15 protein-coding genes are annotated in these 18,506 nt (G+C 34.1%); 12 read left to right on the top strand and 3 right to left on the bottom strand.

The features are described 5' to 3' along the window. Positions 1-3: 3 nt before the first annotated feature. Both ABE65_RS16250 and ABE65_RS16245 read left to right on the top strand, forming a co-directional pair. Positions 4-1,128, top strand: coding sequence for a hypothetical protein (locus ABE65_RS16250; RefSeq protein ID WP_066397122.1), 1,125 nt, complete (start codon positions 4-6; stop codon positions 1,126-1,128). 120 nt (positions 1,129-1,248) lie between these two features. Continuing rightward, positions 1,249-1,923, top strand: a complete 675-nt coding sequence (locus ABE65_RS16245) for a hypothetical protein (RefSeq protein WP_066397119.1) — start codon at positions 1,249-1,251, stop codon at positions 1,921-1,923. An 88-nt stretch (positions 1,924-2,011) separates the two neighbouring features. Here the strand turns inward: ABE65_RS16245 and ABE65_RS16240 are convergent, their stop codons facing one another. Next, positions 2,012-3,187, bottom strand: coding sequence for a hypothetical protein (locus tag ABE65_RS16240; RefSeq protein WP_066397116.1), 1,176 nt, complete (start codon positions 3,185-3,187; stop codon positions 2,012-2,014). Between the two features lie 333 nt (positions 3,188-3,520). Here ABE65_RS16240 and ABE65_RS16235 point away from each other — a divergent pair, with 333 nt between their 5' ends. Continuing rightward, positions 3,521-4,093 (top strand): recombinase family protein, encoded by a 573-nt coding sequence (locus tag ABE65_RS16235; RefSeq protein WP_066397113.1) that lies wholly within the window; start codon positions 3,521-3,523, stop codon positions 4,091-4,093. Positions 4,094-4,135: 42 nt separating this feature from the next. On the opposite strand, the gene ABE65_RS16230 is transcribed toward ABE65_RS16235, so the two are convergent. Further along, positions 4,136-5,056, bottom strand: coding sequence for a PIN domain-containing protein (locus ABE65_RS16230; protein WP_066397111.1), 921 nt, complete (start codon positions 5,054-5,056; stop codon positions 4,136-4,138). A gap of 281 nt (positions 5,057-5,337) precedes the next feature. Here ABE65_RS16230 and ABE65_RS16225 point away from each other — a divergent pair, with 281 nt between their 5' ends. Continuing rightward, complete coding sequence (locus ABE65_RS16225; RefSeq protein ID WP_066397109.1) at positions 5,338-6,255, top strand: hypothetical protein; 918 nt, start codon at positions 5,338-5,340, stop codon at positions 6,253-6,255. Between the two features lie 200 nt (positions 6,256-6,455). Beyond that, positions 6,456-8,195, top strand: coding sequence for an RNA-directed DNA polymerase (locus ABE65_RS16220; protein WP_066397107.1), 1,740 nt, complete (start codon positions 6,456-6,458; stop codon positions 8,193-8,195). A gap of 106 nt (positions 8,196-8,301) precedes the next feature. Here the strand turns inward: ABE65_RS16220 and ABE65_RS16215 are convergent, their stop codons facing one another. Next, positions 8,302-9,393, bottom strand: a complete 1,092-nt coding sequence (locus ABE65_RS16215) for a tyrosine-type recombinase/integrase (protein WP_066397104.1) — start codon at positions 9,391-9,393, stop codon at positions 8,302-8,304. 554 nt (positions 9,394-9,947) lie between these two features. Here ABE65_RS16215 and nagZ point away from each other — a divergent pair. The 7 genes from nagZ to ABE65_RS16180 all read left to right on the top strand — a co-directional run bounded on the left by nagZ (position 9,948) and on the right by ABE65_RS16180 (position 18,494). Further along, entirely contained in the window at positions 9,948-11,969 is a 2,022-nt protein-coding gene (gene nagZ, locus ABE65_RS16210) for a beta-N-acetylhexosaminidase (protein WP_066400270.1), read from the top strand. A 14-nt stretch (positions 11,970-11,983) separates the two neighbouring features. Then, positions 11,984-13,234, top strand: a complete 1,251-nt coding sequence (locus tag ABE65_RS16205; protein ID WP_066397101.1) for an exo-beta-N-acetylmuramidase NamZ family protein — start codon at positions 11,984-11,986, stop codon at positions 13,232-13,234. 121 nt (positions 13,235-13,355) lie between these two features. Beyond that, positions 13,356-14,543 carry an N-acetylglucosamine-6-phosphate deacetylase gene (nagA, locus tag ABE65_RS16200; protein ID WP_066397099.1) on the top strand — a complete coding sequence of 396 codons (1,188 nt, stop codon included), beginning with the start codon at positions 13,356-13,358 and terminating at the stop codon, positions 14,541-14,543. Next, positions 14,540-15,259 (top strand): glucosamine-6-phosphate deaminase, encoded by a 720-nt coding sequence (nagB, locus tag ABE65_RS16195; RefSeq protein ID WP_066397097.1) that lies wholly within the window; start codon positions 14,540-14,542, stop codon positions 15,257-15,259. The genes nagA and nagB overlap by 4 nt, the downstream gene beginning before the upstream one ends. A gap of 8 nt (positions 15,260-15,267) precedes the next feature. Next, entirely contained in the window at positions 15,268-15,987 is a 720-nt protein-coding gene (locus tag ABE65_RS16190) for a GntR family transcriptional regulator (protein WP_066397095.1), read from the top strand. A gap of 54 nt (positions 15,988-16,041) precedes the next feature. Further along, positions 16,042-17,415: a PTS transporter subunit EIIC gene (locus tag ABE65_RS16185; protein WP_066397092.1), complete on the top strand. Its 1,374-nt coding sequence runs from the start codon at positions 16,042-16,044 to the stop codon at positions 17,413-17,415. 20 nt (positions 17,416-17,435) lie between these two features. Next, positions 17,436-18,494: a DUF871 domain-containing protein gene (locus ABE65_RS16180; protein ID WP_197480313.1), complete on the top strand. Its 1,059-nt coding sequence runs from the start codon at positions 17,436-17,438 to the stop codon at positions 18,492-18,494. Positions 18,495-18,506: the final 12 nt, after the last annotated feature.

Raw genomic sequence — 18,506 nt, 5'->3', positions numbered from 1 at the left:
AACATGGACAAGAAACCACACAAAATGAAGTACACTTTAGCAGAAGTGAGGAAACACTTTGAAAAAAACAAATGTAAATTCTTAGACCCATACTATGTAAATGCTCATCACCAACATAGATTTAGATGTAGCTGTGGTAATGAAAAAGAAACTATTAGCTTTGCATATTTTAGAAAGGTTTTAATGTGTAGTATCTGTCGGCGAATTATTACTCGTTGGGATACCATGAAAGTAAGTAAAGTCTTAAAATCAAAAGGCTTTGAGTTATTGTCTGATTACACTAATATGAAAAATCCTATTAAAGTAAAATGTCCTTACGGTCATATTCGTAATACTACATTTGATAGTTGGCTTAATTGTGGGGATTTAAAATGCATGGGATGTTCAGATGAAGGAAGAAGTGAAAGAAAAAAAACTCCCTATGATAAAGTAAAACAATTATTTTTTAAAAGAGGTTGTCAGTTAATTACGTCTCAAGAAGAATACAAAGGTGTTAAATATAAAGTAGATTACATTTGTAAATGTGGTAATGCACATTCTATTAGTCCAGACGTGTTTAAAAATGGCGTAGATTGTCCGAAGTGTGGGACTCAAAAGTTAAAAGAAACTAATATAGCAAAATACGGGCACGAATGTGTTTTATCTAACAAACTAATTCGAGAGAAAATATTAAAAACAGTATATAAAAACCAAACTGCCCCTACTTCAAAACAACAATTATATCTATTTGAAATTTTAGGAGGTAAAATCAACTTTCCAATTAAGACTTTGCAAGTTGATTTAGCTTTTGAAAAGGAAAAAATTTATGTTGAGTATGACGGAAGTGGTCATGACTTAAAAGTTAAACTTGGTAGACTTACAGTAGAAGAATTTAATGAGAAATGTAAAAGGAGAAGTTACGTTCTTTATCGTAGGGGATGGAGAGAGATTAGAATTATTTCTAGACGTGATTATTTACCGAGTGAAGAAGTAATAAAAGAAATGTATACTTTAGCCATTGATTATTTTTCTACTGGTCACTCATGGATGACATTTGACATTGATAGGGGCTGTATTCTAAGTTCAATTCACAATGATATTCCATATAATTTTGGAAAACTTAGAAGAATTCGTGCAGATGCAAGTTAACGTAATAACATTCATCCCTTCAATAAAATCTCAATTTTATTGAGGGTTTGCTATTTCATTACTAGCTAATAAACTACCAAAATATGTTATAATTCATGTAAAAAAGCGGGTGAATTAATAATGTTCACTTCTTACTGTGATGCTTCTATTTTTAAGGGGCATCCGTACATAGGCTGCCTTATCAAAACAGATAATAGCACTTATACAAATAGGTTTGAGTTATCACAAAGCTCGATGCGTATAACTGCAAACTTTTTAGAATTTTTAGCACTTGAATATCTAGTTGAAGAAATTCAGCACCTACAGTTAACAGACGGAATCATATATTTCGATTCTGATTTTGTTAACCGCTCTTTAATAGGGCAAAGCAATTGGTTCAAGAAACGTACTCAGATAATTCTACGTTCACTCCAGAAGAGAAATATACAGTTTGCATGTATACCTAGCAAAGATAACCTTGCTCATGATATTGCTCGGGGGGTTTATGAAGAGAAAGAGGCAATGGAAATAACTATACCCTTATTTGATTTAAGTCATAAGGCATTTATAGCTTATCAGCGTGAAACAAAGAATAATAACTGTTCTAAAGTTATTGCACAGCGAAAATTAACCAGAAATATACTTCTATCTGTAAAAGCAAGTGAGGAAGCGGGAGTTATCCTATATAGGTATGGGAATCTTTACATTTATGTGGAAGATAATACTATCGTTAAAATAGAAAAAGGAAGTTATTTAAAAGGCTTTAAAAAGTCGAAAGACGAATATAGGCGGCTGAATAAATTGCTCTTTTTATAAAAAACAAAAACCCTAAAGAACATTTGTTTTAGGGTTTTTTAACAATTAATTTAGACATAAACTAATAAAAAGAGTACTAAATACTGATTTATTGATTATTGTTAAATTCTTTTATTACTTCATTATAAATTCTTTCGAGGTAAATTCTTTCTTCCACATCTGTAGTTATTTCGTTAAATTTGTCAAATGCATCAACTATTGTGAGTGTATTATCAACGAGACTCGAATCATAATAATTTTTTGCTTTATCTCTAGCTTCTTTACTTAATTTTTGTGTGGAGGAATGAATCTTTCTAAAAATCATATATAGCTGATTTTCAGTCAATTTACTCTTTTTAATATTTGTAATATGTTGTATAGTAATTTCTTTTAGTTCATTGATTTTATCTGAAAACGCTAATTTTTCTTTAACATTACTGATACCTGTTGAATGACTGATATTAAAAACAAAGTTGGACAATCCACTAAAATTTTTACCTTGCTCGTTTATTACTGTATATCTTAATTCGAGAGAAAATGTACCTTCTTTTATCTCATTATTAGAAACATAAACCCCAAATTGAATCTCCCCAAAATTTGAAATCTTAATTGGGTTTTGTTGAATAAAGAAGATATTAATTTCTGAGTCAGTTAAGAAAGCTTTCTCTAAGTTAAATTTAGTTTGATTTTTTTGTGAATATTTATGGAGAGAGATTAATGTTAAGTAGATAGCAAGGTGGTTATCGTAGTTATTATATCTCGTGGATGTCAACCCTCTTAAAAACCATTCATTATTGTTTTTTATAAACCTGTATTGTTTTTTTAATGAGGGTAATTTATCAAATAGTTGAGTTATGTTTTCTTTTAATAGGTCATTGTAGGAGTTCGAGATACAAAATCTAGAAAACTTACCCATATTAAAAGAATTATCTAAAAAATCATATGAAAAGTCATAAACTCCTGCTGCATTAAAATCTTCATGAAATACTTCATTTTTAAATCTTAAAATAATTTCACTATCCTCAGAAAGACCAATATATTCAATGTTTTTTAATTCTTCGATTATATCTAGTTTTTCTTCGTCTACTTTTTCAAAGGATGATAGGAGTTCTTTAGAACCATCTATAAGTAGTTTTGATTCCAAATTAAATTCTTGCAATGGAAATGATTCACCTATTAATTTATCTAAATCTGATTCCCTAATTAAATATTTTAAATCTTTGAATTGAGCAGCAGCGGAATTTGAAACATTGTTAATTTCAATTTGATAAATATGATTTTTCATTACATACCTCCAATTAATATATTAATAGTTAAATATTATCATATTTTGTATAAAAATGTAAAAAACTAATTCAATTATCGATGAATGTTCATTTTGTATCATCTAAGCACTTAATGAAGGGAAAAGGTATACGCTGGATTGATTTTTTATTTTTCGTGTCAAAAACGAAGGTTAATGATACTTTTATTCACATCATTTTATAGTAATTAATTACTATAGTTTCAAACAATATTAAGTATCAAAACTCATACCTAAAACTATGAATCAATACTTTTTTGATGCGACCCTTTTTGATACAATAAAAGGAAGAAAAAAAGAAGGGATTTGGTAAATATGATTTTTGGTTATGCACGGGTTTCAACACAAGACCAAAATTTAGATTTACAGTTAGACGCTTTTTCAAAGTATGGAGTAGAAGAAGTGTTCCAAGAAAAAATGAGTGGTGGTAAAAAGGATAGACCACAGTTAGAGAAAATGATAGAAAAATTGCGGAAAGGTGATAAAGTTGTAGTCTATAAATTAGACCGTATAAGCAGAAGTACAAAACATCTTATTGAACTATCAGACTTATTCGCCGAGAAACAAGTTAACTTTATATCTATTCAAGACCAGATTGATACAGCAACACCAATGGGGAGATTCTTCTTTCGTACAATGGCAAGTATAGCAGAACTTGAGAGAGATATTATCAGGGACAGAACGAAAGCAGGGCTTGAATCAGCAAGAGCAAGAGGGCGTAAAGGTGGTAGACCAAAAAAGGATAATAGACAAGTAGAGAAGGCTATGAAACTTTATAAGACAGAACAGTATACCGTGAAAGAAATTGAAGAAATGACTACTGTTTCAAAAGCGACATTATATAGAGCCATAAAAAAAAGAAAAGAAATGGCTATTTTATATAATTGACTGTACTAAAAATAACAAAGAGGACCTTATGGTCCTCTAATATTAATAAATATCATGTACTAAATCGTGTGTATCCCATTCATGACCACATCTGCACTTAAGCCAATATGTTTGCTCATGTGGAGGTCCAGCTCCAATAAATGAATCACCATTAATGTGGACTTCTTCATTACATAATGGACATTTTTCAAAGTATGGGTCTGTTAGATATAAAGTATCTAGAGGACCTAAGTAATCATTTATGGGTAGATTTTCGGGAAAGATTTCACTTAATACCCCTTCAATACTGTTAGAAAATATAATATTTGCATTAGTTGCATAAAATAAAAGATTATCATGTATGCAGGAAGGATTCTCCGGCTTGCTGTAATCCTTTTTGTTATCAGTTACAAAATATATTTTTTCGTAATCTATATTCCCATTCATTATATTGTCATAAAGTGTGAAAAATATGGATGCATCTGCCGCTTCAGTTTTAATTTTAGTTTTAGCTCCATTTAACTCATTTGAAAAAAATGGGGCTTTTTTGTCTATTGCGAAATTTACTACAAGTTTTTCTGCATTTGGGGTCCTATCTATGAATTGTGTATGTGTTTTATCATCTATTAATTGCTTTAATTTTTCTGCTCTTTTACCGTAAAAAAATTTGTACCTTCTTTTTTCCAACCTTTTTATGCTTTCTATTGTATTATCTAACTTTTGTTTTTCTTCTTCTTGTTCAAGAAAATTAAGTAATGATTTGTGAGATTCTATAGTATTAGTAGTTTTTAAAAGAAATTCTTCTTGGTTTTTTTCTACATGCCTATTCCATTCTACTTTTACTTGGTCAATTATAACCAATATGCAATGTCTCATAAGAATACTTGTTAAAAATTTGTTAAAGACCATAACATCGTGTTTACCTGATTCAAATAGATTTAAGAAAATGTTAGTATCTAGGCAGAGAGCAATTTTGGGTTTCATGTTTATACTCCTCTTGTATTAATTTTCATTCTATTTTACCAAAAAGAGGGTTTGGTGGTATTACTTTTTTGTAATTGCATTTTATCTAGTAGGGGGATAGTTTACAGTTCTTTAAACTAAGAAGAATTTTTCGATGGATGTAATACACTCTTAGCCCAACTAATTGTAAACTTTAACTGTATTAATATTTTTTTAATGATTAGCAAATAAAAATAAGCTAACTTAATGCATTAAATGTCTCATGCTTCGAGAATAGAAATATTATTAGGGGAGATTAAGGGATGAAAGAATTTGTGGATTATGAGGTCATGTCATCTATATGCAATAAATATTTTTCAGAAGTTGTAACAGATTATACAAATACAGCGATACTGTTAAATGCAAGTGATATTGCTTTAAAGAGATATCGCAATGAGCCTAGAATTATAGGGTTAAGTACCATTGAAAATATTCCTATTGAATTAAGATATCCTACAGATGTTGATTATAGATTTAAAAGAGAGGAACTTGTGGAAAAATATAAAAAAGAAATTCCTAAAAAAATAGGTATTGATTATCTTATAAGATGTGTTTCTACAATAGATGCATTTTTAGAGGATTTGTATGAATATTTGTTGAAAATTAACAACTCAGAAATAACAGAAAGTGAAATCAAGAAAAAGGTACGAGCAGCTTGGTCTAACAATAATATAATTAACTTTTTTATACAAGATTTTCAGATTATTAAACCAAGTAAAAAACAATCAACTCCAGATATGGCTTTTGCAGCTTATGAATGTTGGAGAGAAATTCGGCATGCTTATGTACATAACAAAGGAAAATTAGGGCTAAAACATATAAAAAAATTACAAGAACTTGAAAACCGGCTGCCTAAAGAAAGTCATATGTTAAAATCTAGAGTAATTCGTGGCAACAAAATTGTAATGGACTATGCTTCAATCCTTGTACTTAGATATTGGACCTACGGTTTTGTATCATATATTGATTATAGTTTACATAATACAATTGTAGTTGCAGCGTTAATAGCTGCTAAAGAAAGTAATAATAAGGTTGAACTGAAATTAAAGACAAAAAGAACTACTGTAAATAAACAAGGGTTTATTAATACAATTAATTTAGATAAGGAAGTATTAGTATTAACTAATGTTGGAAATGTTCAAATAAATGATATAAAAAAAGTTCATATAATGGAGAACTGAATTTGTTGTACAACTTTGACACTTATTTTAAAAGTGTCTTTTTTGTATACATTTTATTTCCAATAAATATTAATTTCATATGCAAACATTCTATCAAATACAAATTGGCTGAAGATAAAGACTAGATAATAATGAGTCTTTCTAATGTGATATAATGTGGGAAATTGTAGAAAAAAGAAATAGTATATTGCGAGGTTAATATGTCTTTTAAAAGAAAAGTTTTAAATATAGAAAAGTTAAAGAAAATTATTAACAAGAATATGTATAATAAATACTTCTCATTAAAATACCTTATAAAGTACGGGTATTTTGATTTTAAATATTCTAAAGGTGATAAAGATGAAAATTATATATTATCAAACCTTCTATACAAAAAAGTTTTCAACACCGATGAATTATTAATGTTTATCGAAGAAATACAAAATAACATAGGATTTAAAGGAAAAGAAACAACTCCTATTGAGATATCAATTTATAAGAATGAAGATGAGAGAAGACATTTTAAACTCCCGAATATCTACTCTTATATTTCTTTAAGTATCCATCTTAATAAGTATAAAGATACATATATTGACATACTAAGTTCAAGTAATAAGTCATTGTCAAACAAATTTTATAGTTCAACATTTTTTAAAGATAAAGTAAAGCGAGAAGAAAATAGAATTGGAAAAAAACATATCTTTAAAACTGATATACAAAACTTCTATCCTAGCTTATATACTCACTCTATCCCCTGGATTTTAGTAGGTAAGACAATAGCTAAAAGTAATAAAACAAATAAAAACGAGTATTATAATCAGTTAGATACTTCAATACAAAATTGTCAACGAGGGGAGACACATGGGCTACCTACTGGAACATTTGCTTCACGTTTAATTGCAGAAATATATATGTGTAAGTTTGATAATATAATGAATAAATATGATTACATAAGGTATGTAGATGATTTTGAGTTACCTTATAATGATGAGAGTTTTAAGAGCGAATTTTATAAGGATTTAAACAAAGAATTAAATAATTTAAATTTAAAAATTAAAGTAGAAAAAAATCAAGTAGACACATTCCCTTTTCAAGGGGATAATAATTCAGCCTTTTTCTTTGATTATTTTACAAACCAAGATAAAAATATAAAAAACCAATCAAAAAGAATTTATCATTTCATAGATAAATGCATTTATAAGGAGAGAGAGGGATATAAAGGGTCTCTAAAATTGATGTTTAAGGCTTTAAAAAAGAGTATATTAAAGAAAAATTTATCACAAGATTCTTTTACAAAATTGATATTAAAAAAACTTTTTAATTTAGTTTTAATGACACCACATCTATCTGTATATTTTATGGAATTTATTGAAAAATTAAATTTAAATATAATTGAAAACAATTTGATTTCTAGTATAGAAGAAATAAAGCCACAAATTCAAATGAATATAAATAGATATATAGAATTAAACTATAATCAAGAGTTGTATTCGTTATTAAGTATATTTTATTATTTGAATTTATATTCAATAAGTGACAAGGATATACTCCTACAAATAATAGGAAATATGGATGATTTAAGTTCCATTTTAGCATTCGAACTATTGATTTATGACGAAAATAATATAGACAGAACTCTTTTTGAAACAATTGAAGAAAAACTTGTGAACTCAATATCTTGGGAAGATGAATATTGGCTATTTAAATATCATTTTTTCTTAAAAATAAATGAAAATAAAAAATCAAAAAATTATAAAGTTTTTAAAGAACATATGTACTTGAAATATGGTACAGGAATTGATAAATCAAAATTTTTCAATCAAAAAAATATGAAGCAGGTACAATCCCCAATAAATTTATTATTCCAACAGAAAAATAGTAATCCAGATATCTCTAACTTTTATAAGTTTTTAATTGATAAAAAGATAAATTTTTTAAAGAAGAATTTATTGAGGAATTAGTAGAGGGATACTTTAATTACTTCTGAACATTTAAGAATCCCACTTAGCTTTCATACTAAGTGGGATTCTTCATAATTTCAGTATTCATTATTCAATCACTCTTATTTTATCGTTTTTTTAAATTGTTCTTTCGTTTGCGTGAAGTAACATTTTCAGACCCGAAGAACCCACTCTTTGCATGTTTTTCTGCAACAGTTTCATCAGCCATATGGGCGTATGTTAGTACTGTTCTTAAATCAGCATGTCCTAATATTTTTCGAAGTGATTCAACATCACCTAAAGAAGATAAATAATGGGTTGCAACACTATGTCTTAATAGATGAATATAAAAGCGTTTTTTAATTCCGGCTTCTACAGCATACTTCTTGAAATCCCTCAAACAATTGTTGTTATTCAACATTCTGCCACTCAGAGACAAGAACACTAAATCATCAACTTCACTTTCGAACTGTATATTTTCCTCTATTAAATGAATCAGCAAGCGATATGTCTTATTAGACAATGGTATAATACGAGCTTTACGTGATTTAGCATTAGTTGAACGGATAATAATAGTTCTGTTAACGTTATCAATATCACATGGAGCTAACATCAAAGCTTCGTTTATACGACACATACAATCAATTAGTAAATGAAGTAAAACATAATCTCGGAAGTGTTTAAAAGATTTCTTAGAATGCATTTTCGCAACGTTTAACAAGCTGTTGATTTCTTCACGAGAAAGTATGTCGATATTTATAGTATCCCTTCTAAAACCTTCCCATTTAATAAACGGATTTTTCTTAATTAAATCTTCTTTAATGCACCAGCCAAGAAATGTTTTGAGGTACTTGATTTTGCCATAAATACTTGCATCTGATAAACCGACTGTCTGGGCGTGTTTAGGCATGTAAGCATGACCGTCATTTTTTTTGGCTTCATGTTTCAGCCAATGAACCCAATTTGAAATGAAGTCTGTTGTTATATCAGCTAAATAAAAGGGAGAATTGCTTTGTGTAGAATGGAATTTGCTTATGTTTTTATACAAGCCAACGTGTTGATTTAAGGATGAAGGGCGAAGGTTTTGCTTTACTTTAGAATCAAGAAACTTTTCAAAGATAATTTGTACAGTATCACGCTGAATGGCTTTTTCGGATTTACGTTTGTGAGGTTGGCGTTTCTTAACTTTTTTTTTGTTCTCGAAGTAATTGAAGGACATAAAAAAACTCCATTCTTTCTGAATTTCAGTATGAATGAAGCGTAGCGTTTAGGTCAAAATTTGACTGAAATACTCCAGTCCAAATCTCGCATTATTAATTTGATAAAACAGCGATTTAATGGGCTTTTTGGAAGATACCCTTCCGAATTGGCTGCCAGCCAAACGCTCTCCCAGCTGAGCTAAGCCCCCATTTGTCACTAACTTAGAAAAGTATATAATTATTCAGAAAAAGGAGCAAGTTCTTTTTAAATAAATCTGTTTTGGTCTCATATTAACTTGAAAAATGTCCCCAAAATAGTCTCTCACTAAGCGATTTCTAAAAGTTATAAGTCTTTTTTACCTCAAAAGTATAATCCTCAATACTGGTATAGACAACTAGTCCTAGTGAACTAAGGGACTTAAGTTCTGTTTTGTCTTCTTGCGACAGGAACCGCTTTTTTTCTACCGAAAAGTGACAAAGAAAGAAAGCGCTACCAAAATTTAAGGAGGTTAGTACAGTGAAAGTATCCATAAACATTCGTTATGTGCTTTTGATTGCCCTTTTGATCGTCCCTATGTTTGCAGGGGTGGGGAAGGCTGAAGGTATTTCAACTCAACATAAAGGCAATGCCGGCTTGATCATCGCTCAAAATATGCCGCAACTTAGTAAAGGCATTAATGGTGAAACGGTAGATCTAGCAGCATTGTTAACAAGTAAAGACGGAACATATGTTGAAGTGACAGATCATCTAATATGGAAATCACTGAACAAAAAAATTGCCACAGTAAACAATGATGGACTTGTACGTTTGAACGGTAAGAATGGTACAACAATGATCATAGTTACAGATGGTAAGTCGTTCGACAAGATTGGAATACAAGTGAAACACGGAAAGGCTGAGTTCCTCAAACAAAAAAATCCAAAATATGACGTAATTTCAAAAGCGATTAAATCTATGACCGTTCAAGAAAAGGTTGGCCAGATGCTGATGCCAGATTTCCGTAATTGGAAAGGGCAGCCTGTAACAGAAATGAACGATGAGATCAGAGAACTTGTAAAAAAGTATCACCTTGGTGGGGTTATTCTATTTAGAGAAAATGTAGTCACAACAGATCAGACCGTACAATTAGTCGATGAGTATAAAAAAGCGAATGAAGATTATGGATTATTGATTTCAATCGACCAAGAAGGTGGAATTGTGACACGTTTGCAGAGCGGTACCGATTTCCCAGGAAATATGGCGCTTGGTGCCACAAGATCAACGGAGATGGCGGAATCTGTCGGACATGCTATCGGTTCAGAACTCCATTCACTAGGAATTAATATGAACTTAGCACCTGCTTTAGATGTAAATAACAATCCTGACAACCCTGTCATTGGTGTCCGTTCATTTGGTGAAGATCCACAGTTAGTTGCTGATTTAGGAACTGCTTATATTAAGGGTTTGCAAAACTCAGGTATGGCTGCAACGGCTAAACACTTTCCAGGGCATGGAGACACAGCGGTAGATTCTCACCTTGGTCTACCTTCTGTTCCTCATGAAAAGGAGAGGCTTCTAGAAGTTGAGTTATATCCTTTCCAGCAAGCGATCAATAATAATATTGATGCCATATTAACAGCTCATGTTACCTTTCCTAAGATTGATCCAACGACTGTTATTTCTAAAAAAGATGGAACGGAAATCAATCTTCCAGCCACATTGTCTTATGAAGTATTAACCAATTTGGTGAGAAAAGAAATGGGCTTTAAAGGAGTTATCTCAACCGATGCTCTTAATATGAAAGCCATTGTCGAGCACTTTGGGCCAGTTGATACGGCTATTCGTGCAGTGAATGCTGGTACAGATATCGTGTTAATGCCTGTAGGATTAGAAGAAGTAGCAAATGGACTTTATGAGGCAGTTGAAAATGGCGAAGTTACAGAAACAAGATTGAATCAATCGGTTGAACGTCTATTAACATTAAAAGCGAATCGTGGGATTTACAAACAAGTAAGCGAGACACCAATCGAAGAAAAAATTGGACACGCTGAAGAAGTTGTTGGAAACCAAGAGCATAAGAATTTAGAGAATGAGGTAGCAAGAAAATCAATCACACTTGTGAAGAACGATAACCTTTTACCTGTTAACAAAAACGAAGTCGATTCTGTAGTTGTTATTGGTAATACCTATATCGAAAACCTTCAACAAGCGCTAGCTGCTCACCACTCATCTGTTGATTTGATCAAAGCAGATAAACCTTTAAATAGTGAACAACTGCAAAAAGTAAAAGATGCGGATCTCGTTGTGCTCGGAACTTATACGTCTACCGTATCTGGGCGACTACCGTCGTCTCCACAGATGCAGATGGTAAATCAAGTCATTGATGCAGCACCGGGTAAAACAACAGCTGTAGGGATAAGAAATCCATATGATATTATGGCGTTTCCTGAAGTTTCAGCTTATCTTGCACAATACAGTTTCCGAGATGCTAGCTTTCGGGCAGCAGCAGAAACTATTTTTGGAATAAACAACCCTTCAGGAAAGCTGCCTGTTACGATCTATGAAAATGGTTTAGAACAAATTCTCTATCCGTTCGGTCATGGTAAAAGCTACTAATAGGAGGGGATCTTATGAAAAAATGGGGAATTCTTTTTACGGTATTGATGCTGTTTTCTTGTATATTGCCCAATGCACAGGCTACTCAAAGAGATGTAGAACATAATAAACGATTTAAGACAGGATTAGAACAGCTGTTGAATCATGATATGAGGGTGTTAAAGGGTAAAAAGGTAGGATTAATCACAAATCCTACAGGAGTAGACCGCAACTTAAACAGCATCGTGGATGTTTTATATAACCATCCCGATATAGAGCTAAAAGCTTTGTACGGACCTGAACATGGAGTGCGTGGAAGTGCTCAAGCTGGAGAATATGTAGAGTTCTACAATGATCCGAAAACAGGTCTTCCTGTTTATAGCTTGTATGGAGCAACAAAAAAACCAACTCCTGAGATGCTTGAAGGAATCGATGTTTTGGTTTTTGATATTCAAGATGTAGGTACTCGTTTCTATACGTATATTTACACGATGGCTTATGCGATGGAAGCTGCAAAAGAGAATAATATACCATTTGTCGTACTAGATCGTCCGAATCCACTAGGAGGCAAAGAAGTAGAAGGGCCAGTATTAGATCCTGCATATTCTTCTTTTGTAGGACTGTATCCCATTCCGTTAAGGCACGGTATGACTGTAGGAGAGCTGGCAAAATTATTTAATAAAGAGTTTGATATTGATGCGGATTTAAAAGTGGTAGAAATGAAAGGATGGAAAAGATCCTGGAGCTATGAAGACAGTGGGCTTGAATGGGTGTTGCCTTCTCCTAACATGCCGACAAAGGATACGGCACTTGTTTACCCAGGCAGTGCACTGATTGAAGGAACGAATGTTTCAGAAGGTCGAGGAACGACTAAGCCGTTTGAGTTGATCGGTGCTCCATTTATTAACGGAGATCAATTAGCTGAGAAATTAAATAAAGAAGCCTTGCCTGGAGTTTCATTTAGAGCAGCCTCGTTTACACCTGCTTCATCCAAACATGCAGGTAAGCTATCTCATGGTGTGGAAATTCACGTAAAAGATGAAAAGTTATTTCAACCTGTAATGACTGGAATCACGCTTGTAAAAGCTATTCATGATCTTTATCCGAATGACTTTGCATTTAGAGCAGAGGATAGTAGAGGAATTTCTTTCTTTGATCTATTAACAGGAAATGGATGGGTTCGAGAGTATATTGAAACAGGACGTACTGTAGATGAAATCGTTTCTCGATATGATCAAGAGCTTGAGGATTTTAAAGATGTAAGAAAAAAATATTTGTTGTATTAAAATTGTGAAAGAGCTAAGGCAGTTTCTTTGGCCTTGGCTTTTTATTTGAATTTTCTGACTGGTATAGACAACTAGTTATAAGAATGTTAGGCTAGGCATAAAGTGATAAAGGGGAGTGGACATGAAACCTGATATTTTACTAGTTGGAGATTTAATCAACGAAGAAGGACAGCTTGTTAATAACGGATCTGTATGGATAAAGAACGATAAAATTTTTCATGTCGGCACTACAGATTCCCCTTCAACAGAGGAAGATGTGATCAGGTATAACATGCCGCAGGGAAGTATTATCATTCCTGGCATGATTGATATTCATATTCATGGTGCTGCTGGAGCAGATTTTATGGACGGAACGAAAGAAGCATTAGAGAAGATCTCAAAAGCTCTTCCAGCAGAAGGAACAACTACCTTTTTAGCAACGACGATGACCGAAGAAAAATCAGTAATTGTTAAGGCACTTAATACCGCTTCTAACTTTATGAAAGAATCACGAACTTCAGCAGCTGAAATGCTCGGTATTCATCTTGAAGGGCCGTTTGTTTCTCCGAAGCGAGCGGGAGCACAGCCTACGTCTTTTATTCTAGAGCCGAATATAAACCTATTTAAAGAATTTCAAAAGAGTGCTGATAATCAAATTAAACTCGTTACTTTAGCTCCCGAAATGGAAGGTGGACTTGAACTTACAAAATACCTATCTTTACAAGATGTGATTGCATCTATCGGTCACAGTGACAGTTCTTTTGCAGAAGTTAAAGTTGGAATTGAATCCGGCATTTCTCACGTTACCCATTTATTTAACGGTATGCGTGGAATGCATCACCGAGATCCAGGTGTTGCTGGTGCTGCACTCTTACAGAAAGAATTGAAGGTTGAGATGATCGTAGATGGCGTTCATGCCAGTCCCGAGATGATTCGACTAGCCTACCAATCTACTGGTCCTGAACGTACGATCTTAATTACGGATTCAATGAGAGCAAAGGGCCTAGGAGAAGGAACCTATACACTCGGCGGACAGCAAGTAACTGTATCAGGGGATGAAGCTAGATTAACTGACGGAACGCTGGCTGGAAGTATCTTACCTATGAATATCGCTGTAAAAAATATGATGGATTATACGCAGTGCTCTTGGTCAGATATTGTGAAGATGACGAGTGAGAATGCTGCAAAAGAACTGAAGACCTTTAAACGAAAAGGAAGTCTCTCTGTCGGTAAAGACGCAGACATTACGGTGTTGACAGAGGACTGCGATGTGTTAATGACATTCTGTCGAGGAGAGCTTGTATACCATCGAAAGGAGGAAAGAGTTTGAGATTAATTAAGGTTTCCGACGAAGAAGAGCTTAGTAGAATGGCAGCTGAATATGTATTCTCTGAAATAAAGAATGCTGATCGCGTTGTGCTCGGCCTTGCAACAGGTAGGACACCTTTAGGCATGTACAGATACCTTTCAAAATATAGTAAAGAATATAAGCTTCTCTTTTCTCATGTACACACCGTAAATTTAGATGAATATGTCGGTTCTAGAGCTTATCATGCTTACATGCAAGAAAACTTTTTCGACCATATTGGTATACCAATCAATCAAACTCATCTCCCAGATGGTGAAGCCTTAGACCTTGAGAGAGAATGCAAGCGGTATGAAGAAGTGATCCAGCAGCTGAGTGGAATTGATTTACAAGTGCTAGGTATAGGAGAGAACGGACACATCGGTTTTAATGAACCAGGTACTGATTTTAGTTCACGAACGCATGTAGTAGAGTTAACGGAATCGACCTTGAGTGCGAACGCGAAATATTTTACTCATGAGAAACAGCCCCAAAAAGCAATTACGATGGGAATTGGCACGATACTGGAGAGCAAAGAAATCTTGCTTCTTGCTGCTGGTGTGAAAAAGGCTAATGCCGTAAAAGAGCTTTTTAAAGGATCTCTGAACGAGAATATACCTGCTACGGTTTTGAATCATCATCCTAGCGTTACGGTTATAGCTGATCGAGGTGCGAGGAGTCTTTTAGAAGAGGAGAGTTAAGTATTTTTATGATAGATAAAACATCACCGATGCCCCTTTACTTTCAGATTGAAGAAGCGATCAAACAAAAGATTGATAAGGGTGAATGGGAATCAGAAACCATGATACCTTCTGAAAGAGAGTTTGCAGAGAACTATGAAGTAAGCCGTATGACAGTCCGGCAAGCGATCAATAATCTTGTGAATGAAGGCTACTTAACTCGTCGGAAAGGGAAAGGAACGTTTGTTTCTGCAAAAAAAATTGAACAGAAGCTTTTAGGTCTTACAAGTTTTACTGAAGACATGAAATCTAGGGGCTTTAGGCCAGCATCTAGACTCATATCTTTCCAAAAGACGACTGCTGAAAATAGAGTAGCAAAAGCACTTGAGATCAAAGAGGGCCAGGTAATTTATGAGATTAGACGTGTTCGTCTCGCAAATGATATTCCAATGGCATTCGAGACGACATATGTTCCGGCGGACCTTCTTGAATTAAACGAATCCCACATAAAACAAGGGTCTTTGTATTCTGAAGTTGAGAATGCAGGCTTTGTTATAGATTATGCAACACAAAGTTTAGAAGCTTCCATCTCGGGTGAAGCAGAAAGCGAGATACTTGAAATTACAAAAGGTGCGGCAGTCCTTCTTATTAAAAGACAAACCTATTTAACAACAGGAAGGCCTCTCGAACTTGTTCAGTCTGTGTATCGAGGCGATCGTTACAAATTTATGATTGATATGAAACGCTGACAAATAGCGTTTTATATAAAAAAATGAAAGCGTTTACTAAAAGGGGGAAGAAGCATGGGGAAAGAGCAGCAAATGGCTCATGGCATCATTGAAAAGCTTGGAGGTTCTTCAAACATCCAATCGTTGATGCACTGTATGACTAGAATTCGGGTTAATTTACACGACCCGTCAAAGGCTGATCTAAAAGGTCTTAAAGAAGTAGATGGTGTGTTGGGAGTCGTGGAAGATGATACGTTACAAATCATCGTTGGGCCGGGCATCGTTAATCGTGTCACGCTTGCGATGAGCGAAGAAACAGGTATGAACATCCAGTCTCTTGATGAGACAGACCCAATGGATCTTGAACAGATGGCAAGAATGAATAAGGATGCCATCAACAAAAAGAACGCAACTCCTTTTAAACAGTTTTTACGTAAGATCGCTAGCATCTTTATTCCGTTAATTCCTGCAATTGTTGCTTCAGGTTTAATTGCTGGGATGTCAAACGTAGCTGTAAGAATGGGTGCTGATCCAGAATCTTCAATCATGCAGATGCTGAGCTTGATCGGTTGGGGTGTTTTTAGTTATTTAGCTGTGTTTGTCGGAATCAATACTGCTAAAGAATTTGGTGGAACTCCAGCATTAGGTGGAGCAGCAGGTATTTTGCTGATTAACCCGGGTCTTGCGAACATCACCCTCTTTGGAGATCCACTTGTGGTAGGACGTGGTGGATTAATTGGTGTAATGCTTGCCGCTGTACTAATTGCCTTTTTGGAAAAGCGTATTAGAAAATTTGTACACCCCTCCATCGACATTATTGTTACGCCAACATTAGCTTTACTAATTACAGGTTTTGCTACGCTATTTGTTCTTCAGCCAGTAGGTGGATTTTTGTCAGATTTAATTACAAAAGGTTTGTTAAATTTAATTGATATTGGCGGTATTTTCTCTGGACTTATCTTAGCAGGAACATTCCTTCCATTGGTTGTAACAGGATTGCATCAAGGATTAACACCAGTTCACATGGAGCTTATTAATACGATCGGTGATGATCCATTGTTGCCTATTCTAGCAATGGGTGGAGCAGGGCAAGTAGGTGCTGCATTTGCGATCTACTTTAAGACGAAGAACCAACGTCTTCGTAAAGTAATTAAAGGTGGATTACCTGTAGGTATGCTAGGGATTGGAGAACCGTTAATCTTTGGTGTTACTCTCCCACTCGGGCGACCATTCTTAACAGCTTGTCTTGGAGCAGCAGTCGGGGGAGCGTTCCAAGCGTTTTATGAAGTCGCTACGATTGCCATTGGTGTATCAGGAATACCACTCGTGTTCCTTGTCAACGCAAACGAAATGGTTCTCTATCTAGTAGGATTAGTTATTGCGTATTTCTTCGGATTCTTGTTCACATGGACGTTTGGATTTAAAGAGAGCATGGCAAAAGACATCTAACGAATTTAGGAGTGAACGTTTTGTGTTATGGGATTTCAATCTATCTGAGTGAATCAGACACTTTTAATAAAAACTGGATGGAGAAAGCCGCTAAGAGCGGCTTTCAATACATCTTTACTTCTCTTCATATACCTGAAGAGAAGGACGTGGATTATGTTAAACAAATAAAATGGTTAGGAAAAACCGCTCAAGAGTTTCATCTGGAAGTAATGGCAGATGTTTCACCAGCTTCGCTAGAGCGGTTAGGTTTATCATTCTCTGAACTGCCTTCCTTAACAGACTGGGGCATTTCGGGTATCAGGATGGATTATGGGTTTACAGCCAAGCAGATCGCTTGGCTGTCACACCATCTTAAGGTGGGTCTTAACGCAAGTACTATTAACGAAGAAGAGCTTAAGAAGCTGATGGATGAGGGACTTCAGCCACGTCAAACAGAGGCATGGCATAATTTTTACCCGAAGCCGTTTACCGGAATTTCAAAGGCATCTCTTTATGAGAGAAATGCCTTATTTCATCGGTATGGAATCAAAACGATGGCATTTGTTCATGGTGATGATCAATTACGTGGCCCCTTACATCTCGGACTTCCTACGATTGAGAATCACAGACATGTAACACCAGCACTTGCTGCGTTGGAACTTCAAGAAATGAATACGGACAAAATCTGTATTGGAGATTTAAATCTTACGAACAAAAGTTTGCAAGAATTAAAGTTTGTAATGGACGGTACAGTCCCTCTTTATGCTGACTTATACAAAGGATACGAGATATTCGAGAACAGGGTTCATACGAATAGGATGGATGCTGCAGAATATGTAATCCGGTCCGTTGAGTCACGACATAAGCCTTCTCATTTTCAACAGGAAGCTCATGAGTTAGAGCTATTTAATGAAGGAACAATAACGGTTGAAAACGAGTTATATGGCAGATATGAGGGTGAACTTCAAATTAGTTTAAAAAATATACCGGCTGATGCAAAAACGAATGTAGCAGGACGTATCAAAAAAGAGAGCTTGTCACTGATGAAGAAAGTTGGAAGCGGTAAAAGATTTGTGCTGTTGAATTCAGAAGTGAAATAAAGATTGTTAACT

It is taken from the genome of Fictibacillus phosphorivorans (assembly GCF_001629705.1).
Lineage (GTDB): Bacteria > Bacillota > Bacilli > Bacillales > Fictibacillaceae > Fictibacillus > Fictibacillus phosphorivorans_A.
Note: the sequence above shows the minus strand (reverse complement) of the source record. Positions and strands in the feature narration are given on the sequence as shown.